General features: G+C 60.8%; 17 protein-coding genes and 1 pseudogene. 3 read left to right on the forward strand and 15 right to left on the reverse strand.

Going from position 1 to position 25,440, the window contains the following annotated elements; translation table 11 throughout:
• From B0G74_RS34610 to B0G74_RS34650, 8 genes and pseudogenes are all read right to left on the reverse strand, one after another.
• Positions 1 to 222, reverse strand: a pseudogene (locus B0G74_RS34610) (TetR family transcriptional regulator); the annotation flags it as partial.
• A gap of 83 nt (positions 223 to 305) precedes the next feature.
• Positions 306 to 746 carry a hypothetical protein gene (locus tag B0G74_RS34615; protein WP_243658451.1) on the reverse strand — a complete coding sequence of 147 codons (441 nt, stop codon included), beginning with the start codon at positions 744 to 746 and terminating at the stop codon, positions 306 to 308.
• 686 nt (positions 747 to 1,432) lie between these two features.
• Positions 1,433 to 2,296: a 4Fe-4S dicluster domain-containing protein gene (locus B0G74_RS34620; RefSeq protein WP_132380708.1), complete on the reverse strand. Its 864-nt coding sequence runs from the start codon at positions 2,294 to 2,296 to the stop codon at positions 1,433 to 1,435.
• A 10-nt stretch (positions 2,297 to 2,306) separates the two neighbouring features.
• Complete coding sequence (locus tag B0G74_RS34625) at positions 2,307 to 5,285, reverse strand: molybdopterin-dependent oxidoreductase (protein WP_132380710.1); 2,979 nt, start codon at positions 5,283 to 5,285, stop codon at positions 2,307 to 2,309.
• A 127-nt stretch (positions 5,286 to 5,412) separates the two neighbouring features.
• Complete coding sequence (locus B0G74_RS34630) at positions 5,413 to 6,153, reverse strand: OmpW family outer membrane protein (RefSeq protein ID WP_132380712.1); 741 nt, start codon at positions 6,151 to 6,153, stop codon at positions 5,413 to 5,415.
• A gap of 506 nt (positions 6,154 to 6,659) precedes the next feature.
• Positions 6,660 to 8,684, reverse strand: a complete 2,025-nt coding sequence (locus B0G74_RS34640) for an acyl-CoA synthetase (protein WP_132380714.1) — start codon at positions 8,682 to 8,684, stop codon at positions 6,660 to 6,662.
• Positions 8,681 to 9,637, reverse strand: coding sequence for a fumarylacetoacetate hydrolase family protein (locus B0G74_RS34645; RefSeq protein WP_132380716.1), 957 nt, complete (start codon positions 9,635 to 9,637; stop codon positions 8,681 to 8,683). Before B0G74_RS34645 ends, B0G74_RS34640 begins: the two co-directional genes overlap by 4 nt.
• A 34-nt stretch (positions 9,638 to 9,671) precedes the next feature.
• The gene (locus B0G74_RS34650) at positions 9,672 to 10,742 is read right to left on the reverse strand and encodes a VOC family protein (protein ID WP_132381324.1); all 1,071 of its coding nucleotides are present in this window, start codon (positions 10,740 to 10,742) and stop codon (positions 9,672 to 9,674) included.
• Between the two features lie 353 nt (positions 10,743 to 11,095).
• Between B0G74_RS34650 and B0G74_RS34655 the strand changes: the two genes are divergently transcribed.
• Positions 11,096 to 11,866: a TetR/AcrR family transcriptional regulator gene (locus B0G74_RS34655; RefSeq protein WP_132380718.1), complete on the forward strand. Its 771-nt coding sequence runs from the start codon at positions 11,096 to 11,098 to the stop codon at positions 11,864 to 11,866.
• A gap of 20 nt (positions 11,867 to 11,886) precedes the next feature.
• Here B0G74_RS34655 and B0G74_RS34660 read toward each other — a convergent pair whose 3' ends face one another.
• The 6 genes from B0G74_RS34660 to B0G74_RS34685 are packed head-to-tail and all read right to left on the reverse strand — an operon-like array spanning position 11,887 to position 21,356.
• A complete protein-coding gene (locus B0G74_RS34660; protein WP_132380720.1) occupies positions 11,887 to 12,591 on the reverse strand; it encodes a PqiC family protein in 705 nt (234 codons plus the stop codon).
• Complete coding sequence (locus tag B0G74_RS34665; protein WP_132380722.1) at positions 12,588 to 14,183, reverse strand: MlaD family protein; 1,596 nt, start codon at positions 14,181 to 14,183, stop codon at positions 12,588 to 12,590. The genes B0G74_RS34660 and B0G74_RS34665 overlap by 4 nt, the downstream gene beginning before the upstream one ends.
• Positions 14,184 to 14,207: 24 nt before the next feature.
• Positions 14,208 to 15,587: a paraquat-inducible protein A gene (locus B0G74_RS34670; RefSeq protein WP_132380724.1), complete on the reverse strand. Its 1,380-nt coding sequence runs from the start codon at positions 15,585 to 15,587 to the stop codon at positions 14,208 to 14,210.
• A gap of 11 nt (positions 15,588 to 15,598) precedes the next feature.
• Positions 15,599 to 17,062 carry an efflux transporter outer membrane subunit gene (locus B0G74_RS34675; protein WP_132380726.1) on the reverse strand — a complete coding sequence of 488 codons (1,464 nt, stop codon included), beginning with the start codon at positions 17,060 to 17,062 and terminating at the stop codon, positions 15,599 to 15,601.
• 2 nt (positions 17,063 to 17,064) lie between these two features.
• Complete coding sequence (locus B0G74_RS34680; RefSeq protein ID WP_132380728.1) at positions 17,065 to 20,235, reverse strand: efflux RND transporter permease subunit; 3,171 nt, start codon at positions 20,233 to 20,235, stop codon at positions 17,065 to 17,067.
• The gene (locus tag B0G74_RS34685) at positions 20,232 to 21,356 is read right to left on the reverse strand and encodes an efflux RND transporter periplasmic adaptor subunit (protein WP_243658488.1); all 1,125 of its coding nucleotides are present in this window, start codon (positions 21,354 to 21,356) and stop codon (positions 20,232 to 20,234) included. The genes B0G74_RS34680 and B0G74_RS34685 overlap by 4 nt, the downstream gene beginning before the upstream one ends.
• Before the next feature lie 368 nt (positions 21,357 to 21,724).
• Here B0G74_RS34685 and B0G74_RS34690 point away from each other — a divergent pair, with 368 nt between their 5' ends.
• Complete coding sequence (locus B0G74_RS34690; protein ID WP_132380732.1) at positions 21,725 to 22,498, forward strand: TetR/AcrR family transcriptional regulator; 774 nt, start codon at positions 21,725 to 21,727, stop codon at positions 22,496 to 22,498.
• Positions 22,499 to 22,508: 10 nt separating this feature from the next.
• Here the strand turns inward: B0G74_RS34690 and B0G74_RS34695 are convergent, their stop codons facing one another.
• Positions 22,509 to 23,564: an AI-2E family transporter gene (locus B0G74_RS34695; RefSeq protein WP_132380734.1), complete on the reverse strand. Its 1,056-nt coding sequence runs from the start codon at positions 23,562 to 23,564 to the stop codon at positions 22,509 to 22,511.
• A 514-nt stretch (positions 23,565 to 24,078) separates the two neighbouring features.
• Between B0G74_RS34695 and B0G74_RS34700 the strand changes: the two genes are divergently transcribed.
• On the forward strand, positions 24,079 to 24,279 hold the full coding sequence (locus tag B0G74_RS34700) for a LysR family transcriptional regulator (protein ID WP_243658452.1): 201 nt from the start codon (positions 24,079 to 24,081) through the stop codon (positions 24,277 to 24,279).
• The last annotated feature ends 1,161 nt before the right edge of the window (positions 24,280 to 25,440 follow it).

The raw sequence follows: 25,440 nt of genomic DNA on the forward strand, positions 1-25,440 counted from the left end.
CTGCGCGCTATCGTGGTCCCGGCGCAGCAACTCAAGCAGCAGCTCCGGCTTACCGTCGAAGTTCGAATAGAACGCGCCGCGCGTGTAGCCAGCCGCCTCAGCGATATTCTCCACACTTGTAGCAGCCAATCCCTTTTTGACGAACGTCTTCCGCGCAGCCTCAAGCAGGCGCTCTCGCGTCTGTTCCCTGCGCTGTGCGTGTGTCAGGCGTTCCCGTTTCATGGCATAACGTACCGGTCAGATCGCCATCTGCGGCGCCATGGAATGCGCGCGCGGTTCGCGTAAAATCCGGGTTGATTCTTCACTCAGAATTGCTGCGCGCGCAGCAAATCGAATTCGGCGCGGCAAACGTCGCTGAAGCGGCCGAGGATGTCGATCGAACCGTCTGCGAGCATTTCACGTAATTCAACGAAGGTCTTTTCCGGGGCGTGATAGGTATCCACAATCTTTCGTCCAACCTGATCGGCTTCGTTCGCAACCTCTGTCGAGGATTGGACGCGCATACGGCTTATCTTTGCGAACAGACTGACGAGAGCAGCGAGGTCCGGCTCATCGTGCTGAAGCGCGTGGACATAGCAATGCGACGCCTCCTCGATGAACTCCTTATAGAGGTCCTGCCGGCGAATGCGGTCTTGCGCAAGCCACTCTGCCTTAGTCTGCGTTCGTTGCGTGACAACGGATGTCAGGCCGGCGATCGTTGCACCGAACAGTGCTGCCATTGCCGACAGGAGCGTTGCGTTCATCATGTTGCCTCGGCGAGCTCTATCAACCTGTTGAATCTGATCCAGTTCGGCGTTCTGCCAGGTTATTCGAGGGCGTAAAAATAACGTTGCTCGACGACGCACACGAACTCACCTCACGCGCGGCTTCGGGTTGCGTCGACCAGCGCCCCGGGGGTAAGTCGAGCAAAGTCCGCAAAGCGGGCGCGAGGCGAGTGTCCCGGAAACGGCGAGGCCAATGCGCGAGTTCAACGGCCTCATGCCAAATGCTCCGAGGAGTGAGTGATGCCACGAACCTTGAGCGCGTCACGTGCATGTTTTGCGGTACGTGCCTGGTGTTCCCGATAACTTTCCGACTACGCGCCCCGCCGCGTGGCTCCATGCATGACAACGCCCTCTATGGCAGCATCCACCAAGCCTCACAAACGATATTAAACTCAATATTGATGTTAATGTCAATCGATGCGATAGAATCTATACTGATGCGAAAACAAACAGCGGAATCATCGGGCGCAGAAGCGCCCGTCCCCTGTCAGTGCGCCGAAACGGGCCAAAGTCGAAGCCGACTCCGGCAGCCTGTGCAGCAATCGACGACACACTCACCCCGCGTGTCGACTTGTGTTCCCGGTCGAGGCATCGCGGTCGTTCGTGTCTCCAGTTGGATAGGGGAGCTGCCGGTTTCCGGAAAAGCAGCTTCGTTGCGGTGCTCATGATCACGCGACTTGCACGCTGTTTGTCGACTGGACAAGCCTGATCTCGCCCAGGTAAGCGCTTTCGTCCAGTTCGCAATTGCGCGAGGCGTTGCCGAGGTCGTGACGGATTTCGATCCGGTAGAGGCCGCTTCCCTTGGCAAGGCCACCGAACCGGAAATCGCCGAAGCCGTCCGAGACGGTTTCGCCTATTTTCTGATTGCCGACGTACAGGGCGACGACCGCATCCGTGAGGCACTCCACCACTTCTCCCATCTGCGCGCTGACACTTCCCCCGATGAAACAGGTTTCCCAGCGCTCCATGTCGCTGTACCACACGCGTGGCTTCGTGCCGAGGTTGGGCCGCAATACTTTGAGCCCCTCGCGCCGTGCCTTCTCGGCCATCGCCGCGTCATCGAGCTTGACCGTCTCGAAAACATCGGTGGGGCATGACTGCTGACAACGTGGCCGGGGCCAACCCTGATCGAGCAGATGCGCATCGAAGATCCAGGTCTGTGGCAACTGAAGCTCTTCGTTCCAGACGATCGCCTTGTATGGGCACGACTTCACGATGTCTTTCCGGCCCCGCGCCTTGTCCGGGTCGATGATTACGATGCCGTCGGCGCGCTTGCGAATCGCATCGCCGCCCACCCGCATGCACGGCGCGTCGTCGCAGTGGTTGCACATGACCGGCAGATACGTGGTCTCGACCATATGGGCATCGCCCTGGATACGGCGCAGAATGCGCACGACGCTTTCGGCATTGGCCGACGCGGGCGCGGCATAACCGGGAAAGTCGTTGCCGACGTGCTCGTCCCGGGCGGCAATGACGCAGTTCTGGCAGTTCTCGCACTGCCCTACTTTGACAACCAGATTCCACTTGCTCATTTTATGCTCCTCAGGCTGCGCGGCCGAGCATGAACGCGTCGGCGGATTTCCATTTTTCGACCTGCACCAGACACGAGTTGGGACTCATGCTGCTCGTGCCGGCCGTCTGAGAGCGGTCGGGGGTCAGCATATTCATGCAGCCGCCGATCTCGACGCGCTCCCCATCAATTTCAATCAGTTTGAATTCGGCACTCGCCTCGTACGACTTGACCACTCCCGCGTAGACCAGCGGCGAAACGTCGGCCGCGCAGATCACTGCGCCCCGGTCGTTGTATACCTTGACGAGGTCGCGATGGGCAATGCCTCGAATGGACGCGTCCGCCCGACTGAGCCTCAGCAGCCAGAAGTGGTGCCCGCCGATCAGCGCGCGGTGGTCCTCGATGCTGTTCACCGAAGAATTTTTGCCGTCGCAATGGGTATGGAAGCTGTAACGACTGTGCGTGGCAATCAACTGGAGTGGATATCGTTTGGCGAGCTCGGAGCGCATTCCCTCCCAGGACGGGATGTAGCGATTGAGCGCCGGCCGTTCGGGATTGTCCGCCGTGTGCCGCTTCAGCAACTCGGGGACGAACTCCAGTTTGCCGCTGGGCGTCTGCAGACCCGAGCCGAATTTTTCGGCGAACTGGGACGGCAGCGGGTGCGGTTCCTGCAAGTCCTTGCGCCGGCCCTCCGCAAACCAGCGCATGTCCACCGGATGGCGCAACGCGGGCTTCTCGGGCGGTACGACGAAATAGCCCTTGCGGCAGAACTCGCGCCACGAAATATGATCTGGCAGATCCGACGAGTCGAAGACCCGCTTGACCCAGTCAAGCTCACTGCAGCCCTCGGTGAATACAGCGCCCAGGCCTAACCGGGTCAGGATCGCGGTGAAGATGTCGTAGTCGGAGCGGGACTCGCCCAACGGCTCGATGCACTTGTGCTGTAACGTCATGATGCGATGATTGACCGTGCTATAGCCATGATGAGCGTAGCCGCCGGAATTCGACCACTCGCCGATATCCCAGCGCTCCAGAGAAGTGCAGGCAGGCAGGATGATGTCGGCAAACTGAGCCTCACCCTCCATCCAGATGGACTGGTTGACCACGAACTCGATGCTCGAGTGCCGGTAGGCGTCGGCCCAGCGCCCGGAATTCGTCACCGTACCGAAGGCGGATGCGCCGTAACGGTAGATCATGTGGATCGGCGAATACCCGGGCATGGGATAGGTAAACGGCGCAAACTGCGCTTCCTGCGACACGCCGTCCCACAGGTAGCCTGTGGCATGACCGTTGATGATCGCATCGGGAAGTTGCTGCCGCGGCACCATCTGCTTGACGGGATTCATGGTCAGGATGTGCGGCATGCGCTGGTAATTGTTCACCGCGTTGGCGGTCCAGGCCAAGTCCCCGGAAATGCCGCCGTCCGCATAGCCGGGGAAATAGAAATGGAGGTCGTGAGGCACACCCACTTCAAGGCAGCCGAAATTCACGCCCGGCTTACCCCAGCCCTGCATCGCCATCATCATGATCATGCAGCGCGCCCATTGCGCTCCTGTTGCGCCTCGGCCCGCGCCACCGAATCCCGCACCGGTCATCCCGACAGCCAGATGGACCTTCCTGTTCCCCCATCGGCGCGCAAGCGCGCGGACGTCCTTGGCGGGCACACCGGTCTCGCTTTCCTGCCACTCGGGTGTCTTGGCAACGCCGTCGGTTTCGCCGAGAAGGTAGGCCCTCCACTCGTCAAACCCGGTCGTGCGGGTGGCGACATAATCCCCGTCGTACAAGCCTTCCACGGCCCACACATACATGATCGCGGTGGCGAGCGCCGCGTCTGTTTGCGGTCGGATCGGCACCCATCGCCCGCCGAGCAATTGCGCGGTGGGATTGCAGTGCGGGTCGATGTGCACGAACTCAATGCCGAGTTCCTTGGCCCATAGGCGCCGCGGTGTCCCCTCGAATCCCGCATAGGCGCCATTGGTGCTTTCGGGGTCGCAGGACCAAAAGACAACCATGTCCGCTTCCTTCAGGCAATCCTCGACACCGCCGTAGCCGGATGGAACGCCGATCCGCATCGAATTGCCGAAATGATGCATGGCGCCCCAGTACCATCCTTCCCAACTGTCCGGATTCGCGGCGACCCGAGTGAAGCCGATCAGGTTGGCAAAACGCGTCAGCGAGCTGAGGTAATAGCCCACATTACCCCACTGGTGGTGGGACGACAGCGGGAACGTAATCGAGCCGGGTCCATGAACGCGCTTCTGCCGGTTGATTTCTTTGGCGACAATGTCCAACCCCTCCTCCCAACTGATACGTACATAGCCGGACTTGCCGCGGTTTTGCGGATTGCGCTCGCCGTCAGGATCAAAGTCGACTCGCTTCATCGGATGAAGGATGCGCTTGTCCGAATAGACGAGCGACTTGAGCGTCAACGCGTGGGGCGCGACCAATCCGCGCCGTGGCGGACTGAAGCGGCGCCCACGCGCTTCGATTACCCAGCTCGGTGCATCGGTGCTGTCGAGATCGATGGGGGTCACCCGGACGACGCGGCCACCGTTGACGTAGACGAACAGCGGGCCGCCATTTGTGCAGGTGGTGTAGCGGCGCGTACCGTCGCGCATCCGCGTGCCCATCGGCAAACCGGTGGTCTGCATCATGCTCAGGGTTTGCATGACCCAAACCAGCAATTCGTCCTCGCCTTCGGTCACCACTTTGAAGTTCTTGGCAGCGTGGATAATCTCGCCCTGGTCCGGCTTGGGGGAAAAGAACTTCAGCGCGGTGGCGACATCCTTGAAGGCCATGCGCACGTTGGAGCGCCGATGATTGCCGGCACGCGACCGAATGTGGCCATTCTTGAACTCGATGACCCGATTGACGCTTCCGTCCACGAGCCCGATCGAGACGACGAGATCGCGCTGCCTCAGGCGTTCACGATAGACGGGAAACCGGCGTGCCGTCAGCTCAAGGAGCTTGGGCAATGCAAAAAGAATGGTCTTGAGGACCTGTCGTTTCATATTCGATCCAGAAAAACTTTGTTGCGCCAGCGACGGCATGAACGCCTGACCGACGCGCTTGCGGGAACATGTGAGCGGCCCTGACTAGCGCGGTCATGTCACGCTGGGAGTCAAAGACCGGTACGCGTTAAAACGTATAGGCGACGTTCAGGAAGACGTTAAGTGGATTGAGCCGGAGCGTCGATCTGGAAACGATCTGCGTTCCCGTCGCGGTCTGCCCGTATAACGTAAGGTGGGTCTTCACTGGAACGTAGCCGAGAGAGGTTCCGACCGACCAGTGTTTTGTAATCGCGTAATTTGCCCCGACCTCGAATACAGGATTCCACGATGAACTGAGTGTCGCATGTGTCGAGCCGCCTGGGCCAAGGCTATCAGTGACAAACTGGCTATTGGTTGTGCGAACCTGGGTGAACCACGTGTAGTTCACGCCGAGCCCTATGAACGGACGGAATTTCGATTCGGCTGAAAACAGGTGGTATCGAACTTCGATGGCGGGCGGCATCGGCTTTGTCGTGCCGAGGTTGCCATACTTCTTTAGCGTCCCGTCGCCAACCAGGTTCACTTTCATCGGTAGTCCAAAAAGCATGGCGACACCAATGTTGTCCGTGACGTAGTACTCGGTGGTAATTCCCACCGTATCCGTCGAGCTGGCGTGCGCTCCGCTACCAGATAGCTGCTGATTCACCGCTACGCCGCCAATGCTTTCCACGGTCAGTGGCGTTGCATCACCCTGTGGCGCAATGTGAAGCCAACCTGTCGACAGCGTTATGCTTCCGGCAGACTGCGCATGGGCATCGTCGATAACCGCGGCCGAGCAGATGCAAGCCGCCATACCGATCGAACTGATTGCGCGTTTGTAATTCCTCATGTCTCTCTCCTGTCGCTATGTCTGGAAGTTTTTATGAATCATTGGTGTTGCGGCTGACTCTGCTTAGTTGATTGCTTTATTCCTTTGGTACAGCTAGACATGCCACACACTCCGATTGCTCTTCACCCTGGTAAGCGTGCATGGCCACGCGTTCCGTCTCAGGTGGGAACACGCACCACGTGCCGTCGCGGTGCCGGAAGAAGAAGAATCCAAGCGGGCCTGCCGGCAGCAGTAGCTCGATGCGCACGCACGGTCTCTGATTCGAACGTGCACGGCTGAATCGGGTAACCCGAACCGGTGTCGAAGAAGTCGGCCCGAGCCATTTTTCAACCTGCGAACGCAAAGACCTTTTTGAGGTAACGCCCATATTTTCCTTCCACACAATTAGGGTTCCTGATTTATAAGCACCGGCAACCATTTGAATCGTGTCATCGCGGCGCGTACGCCCGATTAACCTTTAATCCGGGCGCATGACCGAACGCGTCCCTTTAATGTCGTGGCTCGTCTCACGTTGGGCTGCCCTGCGCATCTGTCGCTGCCGGGTCCGTCCCCGTCGCCTGCTCCGCCTTTGGCTGTCTCCCGGCGGCCGAGATCGAAAATGCGAACGGAAAGCGTCCGAGCGCGGAAGTCGCCAATGCTTCGAACGCGGGGTCGCCAAGTTCGACGTGAAGTGAAATTCCGCGCGAGGTGTCGTCAATGAGGCTAACGATTGCATCCTCGACGCCAGCCTCTACGAGGGCTAACTCCAGGGCGTCTGCCGTTTCGCGCCGTTTCAGCGCCGGCTTGAAGATCTTGCCGACGCCCGTCAGCGGCATCGCATCCACGATTCGTATTCCCTTTGGCAACGCGGCGCGTTCGTTGATCTCGTGACGCAGGAATTCGGCCAATTCTGCTTCGGTTGCGGTGGTGCCCGGCTTCAGTTGGACATAGGCAACCGGCAACTCGCCCGCGTGCATGTCGGGACGGCCTACGGCTGCGGCAATCTGTACTGCGGGATGGCGATGCAATGGTTCTTCGATTGCCGCGGGGTCGATGTTGTGTCCGCCCCGGATAATCAGCTCCTTCTTCCGGCCGGTGAGCCAGAAGTAGCCGTCGGGGTCGCAGCGTCCCAGATCGCCGGTAATGAGCCAGCGGCCGCCGTCACCACCCTCCATCCAGATGCCACTGTTCTGCTCCGGCCGGGTATAGCCAGCGAACACGTTCGGACCAGAAATAACCAGCTGGCCGACCTCATCCGCAACGCAATCCCGTACATACCGGCCGGTTTCGTCGACCACCACGGCTTTCATGGCCTGACCGGGCAGACGAAGACCGATCGAACCGACCCTGCGCTCGCCAAGCGGTGGGTTCACGCAGCTAACGCAGGTGCCTTCCGTGAGGCCGTAGCCCTCGAGGATTCTGATTCCTGTGCGATCCTGGAAGGTGCGAAGCAATTCGACCGGCATGGGGGCGGCGCCGCACAGTCCATACTCGAGCGAGCTGATATCCCGTTCGCCAACCGGAACGTCCAGCAGTGATCCGTACAGTGTCGGGACACCGCTGAAGAAGTTGATGCGGTAATGCTCGACAATTTCCCAGAAGCGCTTGACGACGCCTTCGCCCCGATAACCTTGCGGTGTGCCGAGCACGACGTGGGCACCACGCGAGAACGCCAGCAGACCCGTCACCATCACGGCATTGACGTGGAAAAGCGGCAATCCGCAGAATATCGTTTTTCCCGGACCGATGCTTTCGCCGAAGAATTGACCCGCGTTCCACGCATTGGCCACCTCGTTGCCGTGCCGGCGAATTGCAATCTTTGGCAGCCCCGTGGTGCCGCCTGTGCAGAAGAAGGACGATACATCGTCGTTGCTCACTCGGCGCGTGCGGCTGAGCGCCTCCCCGTCGTCCTCCCTCGCGATTGCGGTGCTGAAATCGTGTATCCCAACATGCGAAGGCACGGCACTGTGAACGCCGCCAGGACCATGCAGTCTTGAACACTCGCCATGTTGCAGCATCCGGGCCGCGAATCGCTTTTCGCCTGGCATGCGGTCGGCCAGATTCACGAGCACCAGTTCCTGCAGGCAAGGGGCTTTGTGCAGTACCGCTTGCACCTTCTGCCAAAGGTCAGTTCCGGGGAACGGCGCCAGGGTTATGAGCACGCTCGCGCATGAAGCGTTGAGCAATTCACCGATGGCTTCGCTCTCAAGCAGCGGATTGATCGCGCAGACGATTCCGGCAGCTTCCCCGCCCCAGATCACAAAATGCGTTTCAGGAAGGTTGGGCAGGACGTATGCGACAACTGAGTCGCGCTGCACTCCCAGGCGGGCAAGCATGTTGGCGGTTCGCGTGACATCGTGCACCAGTTCACTATACGTCCAGCACTCGGCATTCCTGTAGTCGTCGGCCGTTGCAAAGAACGAAAGTGCGGGCGCAGACGGATTGAGGGCCGCGCCCCGACAGATCATCTCGTAGGTGCCCGACGGGAGATCCGCTGGCTGCCCCTTCGTTTCAATGGCAAGGACATCGTGTACGTTTGCGACGCCTGTCATACTGCCTCTTCCACGACGACGTTACGCTGTACGCCCAGATTGATCGCGCGGTCAGAGCTGGCGATATACGCCTCCACGACGTCACCAACCCGCAGGTACTGTGGCCTCTCCTCCTGCATCTTCAGGAAGAGACGCCATTTTTCCGCTTCAGGCAGTTGCGCCGTGGCGCGCTGCTTCTCGGGTGACGGAACGCTCAGCGCACAGCCGGACGGCGTCCCGGTCGCGAGCAGGTCGCCAGCGCGCAGGTCATGTATGCCGGAAAGCTCCGTCAAGGTCTCTGCCGGGCCGTAGACGAGACCCGCAGTGGAGTCATTCTGGCGGACAGTTCCGTTTACCGTCAGCGTCAGCACGAGCTCCTTCAGCTTCGGAATATCCTGTTTCTCCAGGAGGCAAAGGTAAGGGCCGACAGGGCCAAACGTGCGATAGCTCTTGCCCTTGTAGAACTGCATCTGCGGAATCTGGATGTCGCGCGCGGAGTAGTCGTTCACGATCACGGCGCCGGCGATGTAGTCATGCAGGTTGTCGTCGGTGACGGTCTCGCGGGAGGTCACGTCGCGTTTGAGGACGAGACCGAGTTCGATCTCATAGTCGAGGAACCGGACTTCATTTGGCTTCACGACGGCCGCGTCGGCCGGAACGATGCAGCTCGTCGCCTTCGTGAAGATCATGTTGAACTTCTTCACATCCGGGTCCATGCCGGACTCGATCATATGCTGGCGATAATTCGCGCCCTGGCAGATGAACTGCTGATTGGCGGTTACGGGCGACAACCATTGGACCTTCGATTCGGGAATCGTCGGGCCACTCAGCAGGAACAGCCGCTCAACCGGGTTAGCCTCGATAAACTCGGCGGTCGACCTGAATTCGCCGGGAATCGGCGTGATAGCGCCATTAGCGACCACGCCCCACTGGGCGCGGCCTTGATGCAAATAATGCAGAACGTGAAGTGCCATTTTTCGATCTCCGGATTCTATGGAAGGGATTGGTTCAGGCGAAAAGCTTTGCCAGCGAACGCAGCTTGCTCAGCGTCAGATCAGGGCTGCGGCGCAGGTTCCTGAAGAGCGCCACGACGCTCGCAGGCGTGAATCTGGGTTTTGTGAAACTGCGCGGCATTGTTGGTCCCCATTGCGCCATCGCCTCACGGCTCACGGCATGGACACCGGTCGGCGCATCGGCAGTAAAGAGATCGCCGTCGCAGTAGTGCTCGTGCTTGTCGCCCCAAGGGTCCTGCCAGTAGTCGAAGATCTGGCTGCCCAGAATATGCCGGCCGATCCCCCACGCGTGCGTCCAGCCCTTCTCGCGCAGGACGCGCTGGCCCATGCCGACCGCGTCGGCGTCAACGACTTCGTAGGCGCTATGGCTGTAGGTGGGCAGGAAGCCTTGTGCAAGCGCGAGCGTATGGTGATCGGCCGGCTTGTCACCAAGATCGAGTCGCATGAACGCGACGACGGGCGAGCCATCGGGAAGCACCTGCACATCGCTTGGGATAAAGCCGAAATGCTGCGCATACCATGCGCAGGTTTCCTGAAAGTCAGCGAGTTCGAGCACGACATGCCCGAGCCGGATAACTTCGGGCGAGCACTCAGGCGGTCGCTGCGTCCCGTTAATCCGGACGGCCGCATCCACGGAGTTGAACGGCAAAGGTGGCCGGTGTGACAGCGCCGAAGCCGGCGCCTGATCCCAAATCACATCGACGCGAAAACCGGAAGGGTCGGTCAACCGTGCGATATAGCCGCCGCCGGGCAAGGGCGACCGTTCGGCCTCGGATGCACCAGGCAGCTTGGCAAGTGCATCGAGATCGGCCCTGTTATCAACCTTTAGCCCAAAACCAACGAACCGGGATTTCGGTGCCTTTTGGATTACATAGCAAAAATGCGAAGCACCCGTTCCTCGCAATAGAACAAGTTCTTCAGTGCGCGACACGGTTCGGAGACCGAAATCATTGAGAAAAGCTTCGGCTTTCTCGAGGTCTGGCCGATCGAATATCAGATAGGTCAGTGCCGATGCTTTCGACGTGGGATTGGGGTGACGGGCCGGCTGTGCAGTGGTCAGTTTCATGGCAGGACGGAAATCAAACGGTTTGAATGGCGTCTTCGGCTTCGATAGCCGGCGCCCGCCAATGAGATTCGACATAACGGGCATCGGACTGCCATTCGGGCTGTCGAGCGAATTCGCGCTGCCGAAGCGGCTTGGCAAGGCAGACCACCTCGTGCACCGACGGCTGAACCGGTTCGTGCGGACCAGACGGCCCGGTGGTGTTGATTGATCCTGTCTCCACTGTCACTCCATCTGTCTATTTGTTTATCGGGCATCAAGCATGCGCCTTCGTGACATTAAAGTCATATATGATAGTTTTGTCAATAGAGACATTCCAATCTATACTTGGATATGAGCAAAGACTGGAACTTGTCATGGCGAACTCTTTAACGCGGCCTGCGCCTAAGCGCGCCGCCCGTGCGGCCTCCGTTTCCGCGGTCTCCGATTCCCCGGCCCCCGTTCCCGAGGAGCGCGAGCCGCGCGGAGCGCGCCGCAAGCGCGAGACGCGCGCCCGCCTGCTAGACGCGGCGCTCAGGCTCATGGCGGAAAAGGGCATGGAGGGCGTGGCAATCAACGAAATCACCGAGGCCGCCGACGTGGGCTTCGGTTCGTTCTATAACCACTTCGAGTCCAAGGAAGCCATCTACGCGACGCTCGTCGACAACGTGTTCGAGGAGTTCGGCGACATGCTCGATCGCCTCACCGGCGGCCTGTCCGACCCGGCGGAAGTGATCTCCGTTTCCGTGCGCCACACCCTGATGCGGGCGCGGCGCGATCCCGTTTGGGGGCGCTTCCTGATACGTGAAGGTTTTTCGGCGCACATCCTGAGCCGTGGGTTGGGCCAGCGGCTACTGCGGGACATCGGAAATGGCATCGCAGCCAAGCGCTTTGTGGTCGCTGACCCCTTCATCGGCTTTCTTTCGCTGGGCGGCACGGTGCTCGCGGCAATCGCTGCCGAGCTGAATTTCGTCGCGCCCGGCGCGCCGGCGGCAGCGCTGCTCGACGAACTCGGCTTCAGCGGGGAACACTTTGCCGAGCGCACGGCAGCAACGCTTTTGCAAACACTCGGCCTCAAACGCGCGGAGGCCGAGAAGATTTCGACGCGAGCATTGCCGCTCATCGAGGCAGAAGTCGAGGCGGAATAAGGCGGACGCGAAAAGGACCGTCAGGGGCTTAGGGTCGCCCCGCTCCCCGCTTCCGCGTAGGCCATTAGCGGGCAGGATGCCGGACGGTTCACCGCTTGCGGACTCCCATGCAATTCCGACCGCCTGGCAAGCTCGCGGAGGGCCCGCGCAATCTGCGTGGCGATTCGTTGCAAGGCCTGCCGGTGACCATCCGCGATTGCATCATAGCCAGCCGAGACCGGCTGGCTGGCTATGTTGTGGCAGGTCATCGTTTCCTGACCATTTGACGGCTGTATGCTCCATACGGCTTCAATCAGCACGTGCGACCCAGGCCACGTCTCAAAGCGCTGCACTTGCACCGAAATGCGGTACAGCGGAACATCGTCCGCGCGCGCCATGTCGCGCACGTCGACCGCGCCCGATTGCCGGGTCACGGTTGCCAGCACTACAGTGCGGATCTCATCCGGCAGCGGCGACGCCCAGCGATCGTCCTCCAGCACCTTGACCTGGGTGGCATTCACCTGAACGACGAGCTGGCTCCTCGCCAGCGCGGGAGGCACTGTAACGGGGCGCATATCGACCAGAACGGCGGGGCTTACCGTGCGATCCGCCGTGGCCGAACCGCCGCCGGAGCCAAGCGTGTAGAACCGGCTGGGCGGGGAACCACATGCCACCAGAACGGCGAGACTGATTCCCGTCGCCACACGAGCGAAAGCGCGCAACGAAAAAGACTGAAGGAAAGTCACGGCCGGTCTCCTTTCTTGCCGAACAGAAGCGCCTGGGGATGGCGTTCAAGATAGTCCGCGAGCGCATTGAGAGACTGCAGCGTACGGGTCAGTTCCTGCATCGCACCCTGGACGTCCGATTGCAACGGCGCCGCCTGCTGAAGCGTCACCTCAGCGGTGCCGAAGGTCCGCTGCGCTGCCGCCAGCGTGTCCCGAGCCTGTGGAACGACCTCGGTATCCAGATGACCAAACAGCTTGTTGGCGTTTTCCAGCGCGCCATTGAGGTTGGCCCCAATCTTGTCGAACGGTACCTGATTCAGCTTCCTGGCAATGTCCGCAATCTGCACCTGCAGTTCGTCGAGCGTGTTAGGCACGGTCGGCAGTTCGATCGGATTCTGATGCACATCCACGGTCGCACGCGGGGCTTTCGGGAACATGTCCAGCGCCACATAGAGCTGCCCGGTCAAAAGGTTGCCGGTTCGCAACTGGCCACGCAACCCTTCCATCACGAGGTGCTGAAGCAGCTCATGCCCGCCTGGCGTGTTGGGAGCCGGTAGCGCCTCGCTGCTGCGCCGGCTGAGCCGGTCGGGATAAAGTGCCATGGAAACCTTCATACTGAAACTCTTATCCATTTCGCTATACTCAATACCGATCTCCATCACCTGCCCCAACGCGATTCCGCGCAGGTCCACAGGTGCGCCAACGGACAATCCGCGCAGCGACTGGTTGAATCGCATCACCACATTGAGGGGTTGTCCGTCCGGCTCGCGCATCGCGTCCGACTCGTCCACTGCGAGTCGAAACACCGCCTTGTCAGCGGCCTGTTGTCCGGCGTCCTGACCCGGCGGTGACTGAAATGCGAGACCTCCCACAACCACTGTCGCCAGCGACTGCGTGTTGATCTTGAGCCCGCTCGAGTCGAGCCGAAGATCGACGCCGCTCGCATGCCACCACCGGGTGTTCGTCCCGACATACTGATCGAACGGCGCATTGACAAAGACGTTCACGATTACGCCCGAGCCGTGCGGGTCGAGCGAAAAGCCGACCACCTGGCCCACCTGCACACGACGGTAAAAGACAGGAGCACCGATATCGACCGACCCCAGCGAATCTCCTCGCAACGTGTACTGGTGCCCCGGTTGGCCGCTGGTGACGATGGGAGGATTCTCGAGTCCGACGAACTCCGTGCGTTTTTCTGACGATTGCCCGATGTCCACGCCAATGTACGCGCCGGAGAGCAAAGTACCGAGGCCCGAAATGCCATTGGCCCCAACGCGCGGTCGAACTATCCAGAAGCGCGTGTCTTGCGTCGCGAATTTTTCTGCCTCCCGGGTGAGTTGAATTTTCACCATCACGTGCTGAAGATTTTTCGTTAGCGTAATGGCCTGCACGGAGCCGATTTCGACGTCCTTGTACTTGACCTTCGTTTTGCCTGCCTCCATTCCGTCTGCGTTATTGAACGAAACCGTGACTGTCGGCCCTTTTTCTGAAATGGATCGGGCCACTAGCGCAATGCCGATCAACGCCGAGATCAGGGGAACCAACCAGATTAAAGAGGGAAGCCAGCGTTTTCGCGGTTTAATGTCGGGAAGGGGTAGATCAGGAAGATGCATCGCTAGAGGATAGTGTTGCTGATTTCAATTTACGGATGCGACGGCGCTACGAATCCGTGCGGACTCGACGTCGTCAGGATGCGGCCGTGCGCAATGGACGTTGTCCCAGGTGAGCCGCGGGTCGAACTGATGCGATGCCAGCATGGTGAGGATCACGACCGACCCGAAAGCGAGCGCGCCCGGACCCGCAGTAATGAAGGCAAAAGAGCCGAAATGCACCAGGGCAACCGTGAGTGAAACAACGAAGACATCGAGCATCGACCACCGGCCCACGCGCTCGACGATACGAAACAGCCTCGCGCGTTCGACCGGCCGCCAGTCCGAATCCCGGCGAGCGGTCAAGGTCAGCAATGCGAGAACCGCGAGTTTGAGCATCGGCACCATGACGCTCGCCACGAAGATAACGACCGCGAGCGGCCAGTCTCCCGAGCTCCAGAAGTAGCCGACACCGCCGAGAATCGTGTCGTCCTCCGAGCGGCCGAGCGACGAGGCATGCATGATCGGCAAAAGATTCGCCGGAATATAGACGAGCGCTGCGGCGATAAGAAGACTCAGCGAACGCGTCACACTGTCCGGGCGGCGCTCGTGCAGCGGCGAGTCACATCGCGAACAGTGCTGGTGTGGCTGATGCGCGATTGCCGTCTGAACCAGGCCGCAGGTATGACACGCGAGAAGTCCTGCATGTCTTGCCGTGACATAATCCGTGACTCCTGTTTCCGGCGAGCCGGAGGTGTCACCCGGCACAACGCGGCTGTCACTCACGCTCGACCGGGAAACGTCGGCACGCCGACGAATCTTCATTTCGTCGCAAACCTCCCACAACACGGCTGGGTCGAACGCGGCAACCATGGCCGACATCACGGTCAATGCGCCGAATGCAAACAGGCCGGGCCCCAGAATCACCTGCGCGATGCTCACCATTTTCACAATCGTGATGAGCACCCCGAGCATGAAGACCTCGATCATTCCCCATGGCCGAACGAACTGAATGAGACGAACGACGCGATTGAAGCCAGATGGCCGTTTGCCCACCAGAACGGGAACCAGCACATAAAGAAAGGCGAGCAACTCCGTCAGCGGAAACAGCATCGACGAACAGAACACCATGCATGCGACAACACGCATGTTTTCGCCCCAAAGCGATTGCACTGCACCAAACAGCGTGGTCTGCGAGCTGATCCCGTTTGTCTCCAGCCTTAGTACCGGGAACGCCTGGGCAATAACAAAGGTAATCAACGCCGCAACGGTCAACGCGCAAATCGCCTCGAGCGACAGGCCACTGCGATGCAGGCCTTTGAAACCCGCACCGCACCGTTGACAGCGTGCAACCAGCCCACCCAGGCGCGGCGGCTTGCGGAAAAGCAGATCACACTCGTGGCAGGCAATCAGGTTGCGATGTTCCATGCTTGGAGACGTCACTCTTTTGACGTCACGTGCTGCTGAGCGGACGGCAATTCGCCCATCGCCTGGAACAGTGCGACGGTATCCGTCATGCGCTGGCTTGCGGCGCGCACGGCGCCCAGCTGCGCAGTGAGAAATCTCTGCTCGCTGGTATGCTGCGCCGTGGACGGCAACGAACCGAGGCGGGCGCGCGAAGCGGTTTCGTCGAAGGCCGCGCGGGCCGACTGCGCCGCTCGTTCGGTAGACCTCAGCGACTGCGCGTCGTTATCCAGCGCGGCAAGTGAATCCGCGACATCCTGGAATGCCGACAGAACCGTGGACTTGTAGTGCAGAACCGCGGCATCGTATGTATCGATCGAGGCCCTGCGTTGCGCGAACAACGCCCCACCATGGAAGATCGGTTGCGACAGGCCCGCCCCGATCGCCCACAGTCCGCCCGCGCCTGAGAGCAACATCGGCCAGCTAAAGCCGCCGCGGCCCATCGCGGCTGTCAATGACAGGCTCGGAAAGAGTTGCGCAGTCGCGGCGCCAACGTCGGCTGCGGCTGCCTTCACGGCTGCGTCGGCCGCCTGAATGTCGGGACGCGAACGCAAAAGGTCCGACGGCACAGCGACCGGCACATGGTCGGGCAACGACAGGCTGTCGAGGTCGGGAACGGCCGGTGCGTCATCCGGCGTACGACCCATCAGTACCGCCAGCGCGTGGACGGCTGTGGTGCGCTGCTGGCGTAGGGCCGGAAGACTAGCCGCAATCGAATCTGCATCCTGCGTCGAGTTGAGCGCCTGCACATGCGAGATGGATCCGAGCGTGTACCGTTGCCGGTCCTCGTTTGCCGTTTCGCTCGCCACGGCGACGAGCCGTTCGGTCAGTGCGATCTGGCGATCAAGCGCCGCCACATTGATCGCCGTGCCGACGATGTTGGCGGCGAGCGCGCGCCGGGCCGCTTCCAGCTCATACCCCTGCACATTCACGCGAGCGGCAGCCGCCGTGTTGGCGTAGCGCGTCTGGCCGAAGAAGTCGAAGGTGTAGTGCGCCTGAAGCTGGCCGGCGAAAAAGTTGTACTGCACCTGCTCAGGGCCGAGCCCCGGCACGACGGGTGAACGCGCGCGTTCAACCTGGGCGACACCGTCGACTGACGGTAGTGTGGATGAGCCGACCTGCGCGCGCAGTCCCTCCTGCGCGGCCGAAAGCGTGCGCTGCGTCGCCGCCAGCGTCGGGCTGTTGCGCATACCTTCCTCGACCAGCGCATCGAGCGCGTCGGACCGGTACAGCCGCCACCATTGCGGCACCGCCGTCGAGCCGATATCGAACTGCTGGGCGACGCCATTTGCGACCACCGTCCTGGACGGCTGCGCCTGCGCGCCGTAATGGATCGGCGAAGGCATCACCGGGGGTTCGCCGCTGGGGCCGAACGAGCAAGCCGTCAGCACGAGCGCCATAGCGACGGCGAGAACGGATGTCTTATAGGCAAACTTCATCTTCAAATCTCCGTATGCTCGACGACGACCGGCTGCATCCCGCGCTCGTCGCGCCGGACCCTGAAGCACGTCGCGTAGAGAGCCGGCAGGAAGAACACCGTCAGTAAAGTAGCGATCGTGATCCCGCCCATCAACGCGGTCGCCATGGGTCCGAAGAACGCTGAGCGCAGAAGCGGAATCAGGGCGAGCACGGCCGCGGCGGCCGTCAACGTGATCGGCCGGAAACGCCGTACGGTCGCACCGATAATCGCGTCGAAGCGCCCATGCCCCGCCGCGATGTCCTGGTCGATCTGGTCGACCAGGATCACGGAGTTGCGCATGATGATGCCGAACATGGCGATCACGCCGAGCAACGCGACAAAGCCGAAGGGCTTGCCGAACAGCAGTAGCGCAGCCACGACGCCGATCAGCCCGAGCGGTGCGGTCAACACGACGATAAAGGTCCGCGAGAAGCTTTTCAGCTGGATCATGAGCAGCGTCAATACAGCAATGATCATGAGCGGCATCTCGGCGTTGATCGAGGTCTGGCCTTTCAAGCTTTCTTCGACCGCGCCACCTACTTCGATGCGATAACCCACCGGCAATCTGGCCTGCTCGCCGGCAAGTGCGTGCTCGATATCGCGGGTCACGTCGATACCCTGCGCGTCGCCCCGAATGTCGGCCTGTACCGTGATCGTCGGCTGCCGGTCGCGCTGCCAGATCACGCCGTATTCGAGCGTGTCCTTGATGTGTCCGAGGGAACCCAGCGGAACCGGGCCGTTCAGAGTCGGCACCGCGAGGCTGGTGAGTTTCGAGGGATCGACGCGCTCGCCCTTCGGCGCACGCAGATCGACGTTGATCAACTTGTCCCGCTCACGGAACTGCGTGACCGTGTAGCCCGAGAGCGTCATGGCCAGGAAGTTCGAGACGTCCTCCGACGTGACACCGAGCTGGCGCGCCCGGATCTGATCGACCTCGAACGAGATCGACCGTTCTGCCGGCTCGTCCCAGTCGAACTGGACGTTGCGCGTGCGGGAATCGGCACGGACCTTGTCAGCGACCGTTTCAGCAATGGAGCGCACCGTCGTGATATCGCTGCCGCTCACCCGGAACTTGATCGGGAACCCCACCGGCGGACCATTCTCGAGCCGCGCCACGCGCGCCCGCACGCCGGAGAAATCCTTCTCGAGTTTCGCATCGAGCCAGCGCATCAACTCGTCGCGATCTTCGACGCTCTTCGCGGTGATCACGAATTGCGCGAAATTGGGCTGCTGGAGCTGCTGGTCGAGGGGCAAATAAAAGCGCGGCGCGCCAGTGCCCACGAAGTCGACGAAGTGGTCAATTTCGCGCTTGCCGTTGAGGGCCGTTTCGAGGCGCTTCGTTTCACGCAGCGTCGCCTCGAACGAAGCGCCTTCCGGCAGCCGCAAGTCGACGAGCAGTTCGGGCCGTTCGGAGTTCGGAAAGAACTGCTGCGGCACGCGCGTGAATGCCGCCATCGCGATCACAAAAAGCACCGCGGTGACGCCAAGCACGGCCCAGCGACGCTCGATACACCACGAGACCCAACCCGAAAGGCGCTTGTAGAAGCCGGTGTTGTAAACGTCGTGCTCTTGATGGTGGCCGCCGGCCTGGCCCTTGCGCTCGGGCAGCATGTGAAAACCCAGCAACGGGACCAGCACGACAGCCGCGAACCAGGACACGATCAGCGCAATGGCCGACACTTCGAAGATCGAGCGCGTGTATTCGCCCGTACTCGATTTCGCAAGCGCGATCGGCAGGAAACCCGATACTGTCACGAGCGTGCCGGTCAGCATCGGAAAGGCCGTGCTCGTGTAGGCAAAGGCCGCCGCGCGCGTGCGAGTCCACCCCTGCTCGAGCTTCACGGCCATCGTTTCGACGGCGATAATCGCGTCGTCGACGAGCAGCCCGAGCGCGAGCACTAGCGTGCCAAGGGAGACCTGGTCCAGCCCGATATTGAACACATGCATGCACAGCGCCGTCACGGCGAGCACGATCGGAATCGAGATCACGACGACCATGCCAGTGCGCAGGCCGAGCGAAACGAGGCTCACGACCAGCACGATTGCTACCGCTTCCGCGACCGACCTGACGAACTCGTCCACTGAATGCTTGACCGCGTGAGGCATGCTCGAGACGGGAGCCAGCTTGAGTCCCGCAGGCATGGTGGCCTGCAGTTCGGCGGTTTTGGCGTCAAGCGCCTTGCCGAGGCTGATCACGTCGCCGCCCTTTTGCATCGTCACGCCAATGCCGAGTACCGCCTGCCCGCCGACACGCATCTCGGTGACGGGCGGATCGTCGTAGCCACGCGTTATCTTTGCGATGTCGCCGAGCCGGAACGTGCGTTTGTTCACGGTGAGGAGCGTGTCCGCGAGCGCCTGCACGTCCTTGAACGCGCCGCTTGGGCGCACGAACACCCGGTCGTCCGCCGTTGTGATGGTGCCGACCGGCGTCACCGTGTTCTGTGCGTCGATGGCCTGTGCGAGCTGCTGCGGCGTGATGGACGGCCGCGTCAGCTCCGCATTCGATATTTCGACGAAGATGTGCTGGTCAGGATCACCAAAGTAGTCAACCTTGGCGACACCGGGCACACGCAAAAGGACCGTGCGCAACTGATCCGCGTAGTCGTGCAGTTGCGCGGACGTATAGCCGTCGCCTTCGAGCGCATAGATGTTCGTATAGACGTCGCCGAACTCGTCGTTGAAGAACGGTCCAACCGTCCCCTTGGGCAACGTCGCGATGATGTCGCCCACTTTCTTGCGCACCTGGTACCAGGTCTCGGGGACCTCCTTGACCGGCGCCGAGTCCTTCATTGCGAAGAAAATCATCGACTCGCCGGGCCGCGAGTAGCTCTTGATGTTGTCGACGTACGGCGCGGCCTGCAACTGACGTCCAATCCGGTCCGTGATCTGTTCCTGTACCTCGCGGGCAGTCGCGCCCGGCCAGTAGGTTTTAACCACCATGGTGCGGAACGTGAACGGCGGGTCTTCCGACTGGGCAAGCTGCGTATAGCCGATCACGCCGAACAGCGTCGCCAGCCCGATCAGAAAGATCACGAGCTGCTGATGGCGCAACGCCCACGCGGACAGATTGAATCCGCCTTCGCTGGATGCCTCGGCTTTAGGTGGAATGATGGGCGCGCTGTCGCGCGCGGCTTCACGGTCGCGGGCGTTCATGACGAAAAGTCCTCGGGATGGAGCGGAGCCACGACCTGCACGTGCTGGTTCGCGCTCACCGCGTGAACGCCTTGCATCACGACGCGGTCGCCGTCGTGAAGTCCGCCAATGACGGAGACGGTCCGGTCGTCGTAGCGCACGATGCCGACAGTGCGCAGTTCAAGGGTGTCGCTACCGGCGCGCACCACCCATACAGCAGGGTTCTCGCCCTTGTGGAACAGCGCCGTCACAGGCAGTGCGAACGCAGCCGCCTCCGGCACGTCGCTGGCGGCATCGAACGTGACATTGGCCGTCATGCCGACTCGGACTTCCGCGGCCGGCTCGGCTAGCGTGAGTTTCACTCGCCAGGTGCGGCTTTGCGGATCGGCGGCGGGCGATACCTCGCGCACGCTCGCTTCGAAGCTTTTGCCGGGCAGCGCGGACAGGCTCACGCGCGCCTTGCTGCCGACGGCCAACGCGCCAAGCGCCCGCTCCGGTGCGTCGCAGACGATGTCCACGCTGCCGGTCCAGTCGATGTGATAGACCGCCTGATCCGCCTGGACGTTCTGGCCAGTGTCCGCGTCCTCCGACTTGATGACTCCGTCGTGGTCTGCCGTGAGCGTGGCGTAGCGCAGGTGATCGGTGGCGAGCGCCATTTGCGCGAGGGCCGAATCGCGTTGCGCGAGCGCCGTAGCGTAAGCGTCTTCGGTCTGTTCCATCTGCGCCGGTGCAATCAGGTGTGCCTGGATCTGAGCCTGATCACGATCGATCTGCTGCTTTGCGTACACGAGACGATGTTCGGCGGCATCCAGTTGCGCGCGCGCATTAACGAGGTTATTGCGCAGATCGGTAGGGTCGAGCAGCGCAACGATTTGCCCCGCCTTGACGGTATCGCCGAGATGAACCTTTCGTTCAATAACCTTGCCCCCCACTCTGAACGACAGTGGCGTGGAGTAGCGCGCCTCTACCTGAGCCGGTAATGAGGCAGTCGGCGTGCGTCCGTCGGGATGAACCGCGAACGCGACAACCGGTTTGGGCTCCGGCGGAGCTACTTCACCGCGGTGGCAGGCCGAGAGCAGAATTGCACCACAAGCCGCAACGAGCAGACGCCCTCGGAACGGTGGCCGGGCGATGGAAGACAGGAAGGGACGCGCGAATGTCCGCGCGTTAAGACCGGATAGTTTCACGATGTTTACAAGGCAGGTGATGGTCCAGCAATAAAAAAAGGCGAGGCATAGGAAGACACGGTGCGTCCGGCGGCATGCTTTTGCTCAATGCGCCAAAGACGATCCCCAACACGGTTAACTTAGCATTCCTACTTGACTCTTCTGATACGATCCGCTTGCAACTCTTCATACTTCGTCATCGCATGCGGTAGATACCGTCGCTTCTCAATTCGTCTACGCAGCCGCCGATGTCCGGCTAAGATGACATTAAACCCATACATGATGATATTGTCAACTATGAAGCATAATTATAAAATATGACGATACCAAGACCTGGAGCCGAGATGCCTGATATCCCAAAACCCCGTGCAAACCGGCAGCGCACGCAGACGTTGCGCGGCCCGGTCCCAGCGGCGGAAGGGCGCCAACCGCGCGGCGCCCGCCGCAAGCGCGAAACCCGCGCCCGCCTGCTCGACGCCGCATTGAAGCTGATGGCGGAAAGAGGAATGGACTCGGTAGCCATAAATGACATTACCGAGGCCGCCGACGTCGGCTTCGGCTCGTTCTACAACCACTTCGGGTCGAAGGAAGGAATCTTCGCGGCGCTGGTCGAATGGGTGTTCGAGGAATTCGCCGATACGCTCGATCAGCTCGCCCGCGAGCTGTCCGACCCGGCCGAAATAGTCGCCGTGTCAGTACGCCACACGCTGATGCGCGCACGCCGTGAGCCGGTATGGGGACGGCTTCTGATCCGCGAGGGATTTTCGGTGCATGCGCTGGGCTGGGGGCTCGGCCAACGATTGCTGCGCGACAGCCAAAGAGGCATTTCCGCAAAGCGCTTTGTCGTGCCTGATCACCTGATGTGCGTCGTGTCGGTCACGGGCATCATCTTCGCGGCGATCGCCGCCGAATTGCACTTTGCCTTATCGGTTGCACCACCAGTCCGGCGGCAAAAAGCGTCAGGAGTGGGCGGACAGAACTTCGCTGAACGGGTGGCAGCAGTCGTGCTGCAGGTGCTTGGACTCAAACGCGCAGAGGCCGAGAGGATCGCGCACCTGCCCTTACCCACGAGCAGATCGGAAACCAGGGTTTGCAGAGCAAAATCGCGCTCCTGCTGATCAATGCCTGCTATCCCCCGTAAAACGCGCTCGCCAGATAACGGCCGCGGAGTTCGCGCAGGCCTGCGGCCAGAATTGCGCTGGCTGGAAGCGCGAGCAGGACACCAAAGAAACCGAAAAGCTGGTCGAATGCGAGCAAGGCGAAAATCACCGCGAGCGGATGCAGGCCAATGCGCTCGCCGACGAGGCGCGGCATGAGAACGAAACTCTCGAGAATCTGGCCGATGCCGTACACGACCACCACCGCGCCAACGCCATACCAGCTACCGAATTGCAGCAGCGCGGCGAGAAGCGCGAGCGCCAGTCCGATCGCGAATCCGATGTACGGAATGAACACGGCGAGCCCGGTGAAGAGACCGACAGGCAGCGCGATCTCGAAGCCCGCGATCGTCAAAGCTATTGGATAGAATGTAGCGAGCGCCCCCATCACGAGCAGTTGGCCGCGCAGGTATTGCGACAGCATCTGGTCTATGTCTGTCAGGAACCTTCGCGTTTTGCCCAGCCACGGTCGCGGCACAAAGCTTTCAAGGCGGGCAAATGCCTCGTGCCTGTCATAGAGCAGATAGAACAGGACGAGCGGCACCAACACGATGTTGCCAACGACAGCAACCATCATGTTGCCGCTCGTGCGCAGTGACTGCCACGCAGCCACTGCGATGGCCTGTTCGCTCACCTTGAGGTCTGTCGCCAACATCTCGCGAACATGGCTCAAATCGAATGAATAGCTTAGACCCAGCAAGGCCAGTTTGGGTTGTAACCACGCGTTAACGGCCGCTGCCAGAGCAGGAATCCGCACGATCAGTTGAGGCCCCTCCTGATGGATCACGGCAAACACGAGCAAAACGAGCAGCGTGGCCATCACACCGAACAGAAGCATCATCAGGAGCGCGGCAAGACCGCGGGGCGTGCGATGGCGTACCAGCCACTCCACGCCCGGTTGAAGGACATATGCGATAAGCCCGCCGAGCAGGAACGGCGTAAGGACCGGGCGCAAGATCCAAAGCAGGACGCCAGCCGTCAAGACGACCGCGCCCCATAGCAAGGCGTGGCGATGGTGCAAAGTCATAAGTGCAACGTAGGGTGAACAAATCGGGGACGCCCGCATTGGGATGTCGCGGTGCGGGCGGGCAGGCCCGCACCCTAAATGATATTATCATCACTTTTGTTTGTTTGGTCAACACTGATCATTTCGAATGACTTACGTTGAACCTCGCGAGGCGGCTTGTTTCGTCTGGCTCATTCCGTATGCTTTACACGCTTTAGTTGACATTTATATCAGTTATGAGTTTAATGCCACAAATGCCTGACGCCGACTGCCGGCGACGGTCAGACCGTTCGTGGGACACAAGTTAAATTTTTCGCAGGATCTCCTATGGCGCAACAAACCAGACCTCCCGGTGTGCAAGCGAAACCCCATGGCGTGCACGACATCGTGCAGCATGCATTGCGCAGTGCCGCGACAGCCACAACCGCCAATGGCGCGACGCGCTCGGCGACGCCCTGCTCGAGCTCGAGCGCCTACTCGGAAACAGCAGCCAGCAGACGCACTGAGCCGTTACCTGCTCGCACCGGACGTTCCAATGGAATACATTGAAAGCTTGCGTCTGTTTCGCACGATCGTCGAGGTCAAAAACTTTAGGCGCGCGGGGGAAATTCTGGGCTTATCGCCGTCGGCGGTCTCGCGCGCGATAGCTTCATTGGAGGGCCGTCTAAGCTCGCGTCTGTTCCATCGCTCCACCCGCCAGCGTTCGCTGACAGAGGTTGCCGAGCGTTTTTTATGACGGGTGTTGCCGCATCCTCGACGATCTCGACTGCCTGGACGCCGACGCCGCTAACCATGTCCGAGTGCCGGCCGGTGTCGCGCCTGGCGATGCGTTGTCCGATATGGAAGTCATTCGCAAGCCCTTTCGTCCGGAAGTGCTCGCGGAGCACGTACGCGCCAAGTTCGAAGACTGACGAGCTATCTGCGAATCGGTACAAATCGGACGGTGCAAATTACACGCGTACAGATCGCAAGTTCGCGAGGGGCCGGACCTCCGCTGTCGAAGAGCCTTTGCATCTGCTTGAGTTTTTCTGGATCGCGGGCCGTGAGATCGTCGGCGGCGCTGAAGTCCTTGCTCACGTCACAAAGCTCCCATTTGTAACCGTCTATCACGTCGACTTTGGGACTTCGGTCGCCCACAGCGGCGCAATTGGCGTCGTCGCGGCAATCCAGCCATCGTGATAGATCGCGCGATTGCCAAACAGCTCGATGTACTGCGTGCGGCGCGTGGACGTTGCGCTGGGTTGATCAAAGGTTTAGGCCATGCTGACACCTTCAGCCGGACGTTGCTTGACGCCGTTCACCTCGACCGGTTGCGGGACATGGGGAAACGTCGAGCACAGTGGGCGGAATATCGATCACGTGATGCTACTGTGAACGGATCTCCCCCTGCTCCTTGGTGTGCGCCGGCAACGAAATGACCATTCCGTTGCGTGTGCCGCCGAAGTTCCTGGCGATCTGTTTGGTACACTGGAACGGTCTATCCAGCGCGTGCGCCCAACCCATGGGGGAAGTGGTTATAGGTCTTCCATGTGCAGGGGTCATCCATCATCGGCAACATCTGTGCGGTTGTCGGTACGACGCCATTCATCGCGCCTTCGAGATTGGTCGATTCACCCGGACCGCCCTCCCTGCACTCGCGCCGTTGTCCCAGACGATGTACATCGCCAGCGTATTGTCACCGACGATAGTGGCCAACGACCTGAACTCCGCCGACGTTTGTGATCCCACTGTTGGAGATCGCTAATTCTGCTAGCGGTGGCCATAAGGGCGCTAATGCTGTTCGTTAATTTTGCTAACGTGTCTTTTTCATCGGAACACGAACACTCTGCCCGGAACGCCTACGCGGCGAGGCCCTTCCGCCTGATCTGGAAATCGTCGGCCGTGAGCCTGATTGATT

The sequence above is a fragment of the Paraburkholderia sp. BL9I2N2 genome (assembly GCF_004339745.1).
GTDB lineage: Bacteria > Pseudomonadota > Gammaproteobacteria > Burkholderiales > Burkholderiaceae > Paraburkholderia.

Coding starts and splice junctions, on each gene's coding strand:
- B0G74_RS34615 (WP_243658451.1), bottom strand. CDS start 746: ATGATGAACGCAACGCTCCTGTCGGCAATGGCAGCACTGTTCGGTGCA.
- B0G74_RS34620 (WP_132380708.1), bottom strand. CDS start 2,296: ATGAGCAAGTGGAATCTGGTTGTCAAAGTAGGGCAGTGCGAGAACTGC.
- B0G74_RS34625 (WP_132380710.1), bottom strand. CDS start 5,285: ATGAAACGACAGGTCCTCAAGACCATTCTTTTTGCATTGCCCAAGCTC.
- B0G74_RS34630 (WP_132380712.1), bottom strand. CDS start 6,153: ATGAGGAATTACAAACGCGCAATCAGTTCGATCGGTATGGCGGCTTGC.
- B0G74_RS34640 (WP_132380714.1), bottom strand. CDS start 8,684: ATGACAGGCGTCGCAAACGTACACGATGTCCTTGCCATTGAAACGAAG.
- B0G74_RS34645 (WP_132380716.1), bottom strand. CDS start 9,637: ATGGCACTTCACGTTCTGCATTATTTGCATCAAGGCCGCGCCCAGTGG.
- B0G74_RS34650 (WP_132381324.1), bottom strand. CDS start 10,742: ATGAAACTGACCACTGCACAGCCGGCCCGTCACCCCAATCCCACGTCG.
- B0G74_RS34655 (WP_132380718.1), top strand. CDS start 11,096: ATGGCGAACTCTTTAACGCGGCCTGCGCCTAAGCGCGCCGCCCGTGCG.
- B0G74_RS34665 (WP_132380722.1), bottom strand. CDS start 14,183: ATGCATCTTCCTGATCTACCCCTTCCCGACATTAAACCGCGAAAACGC.
- B0G74_RS34670 (WP_132380724.1), bottom strand. CDS start 15,587: ATGGAACATCGCAACCTGATTGCCTGCCACGAGTGTGATCTGCTTTTC.
- B0G74_RS34675 (WP_132380726.1), bottom strand. CDS start 17,062: ATGAAGTTTGCCTATAAGACATCCGTTCTCGCCGTCGCTATGGCGCTC.
- B0G74_RS34680 (WP_132380728.1), bottom strand. CDS start 20,235: ATGAACGCCCGCGACCGTGAAGCCGCGCGCGACAGCGCGCCCATCATT.
- B0G74_RS34690 (WP_132380732.1), top strand. CDS start 21,725: ATGCCTGATATCCCAAAACCCCGTGCAAACCGGCAGCGCACGCAGACG.
- B0G74_RS34695 (WP_132380734.1), bottom strand. CDS start 23,564: ATGACTTTGCACCATCGCCACGCCTTGCTATGGGGCGCGGTCGTCTTG.
- B0G74_RS34700 (WP_243658452.1), top strand. CDS start 24,079: ATGGAATACATTGAAAGCTTGCGTCTGTTTCGCACGATCGTCGAGGTC.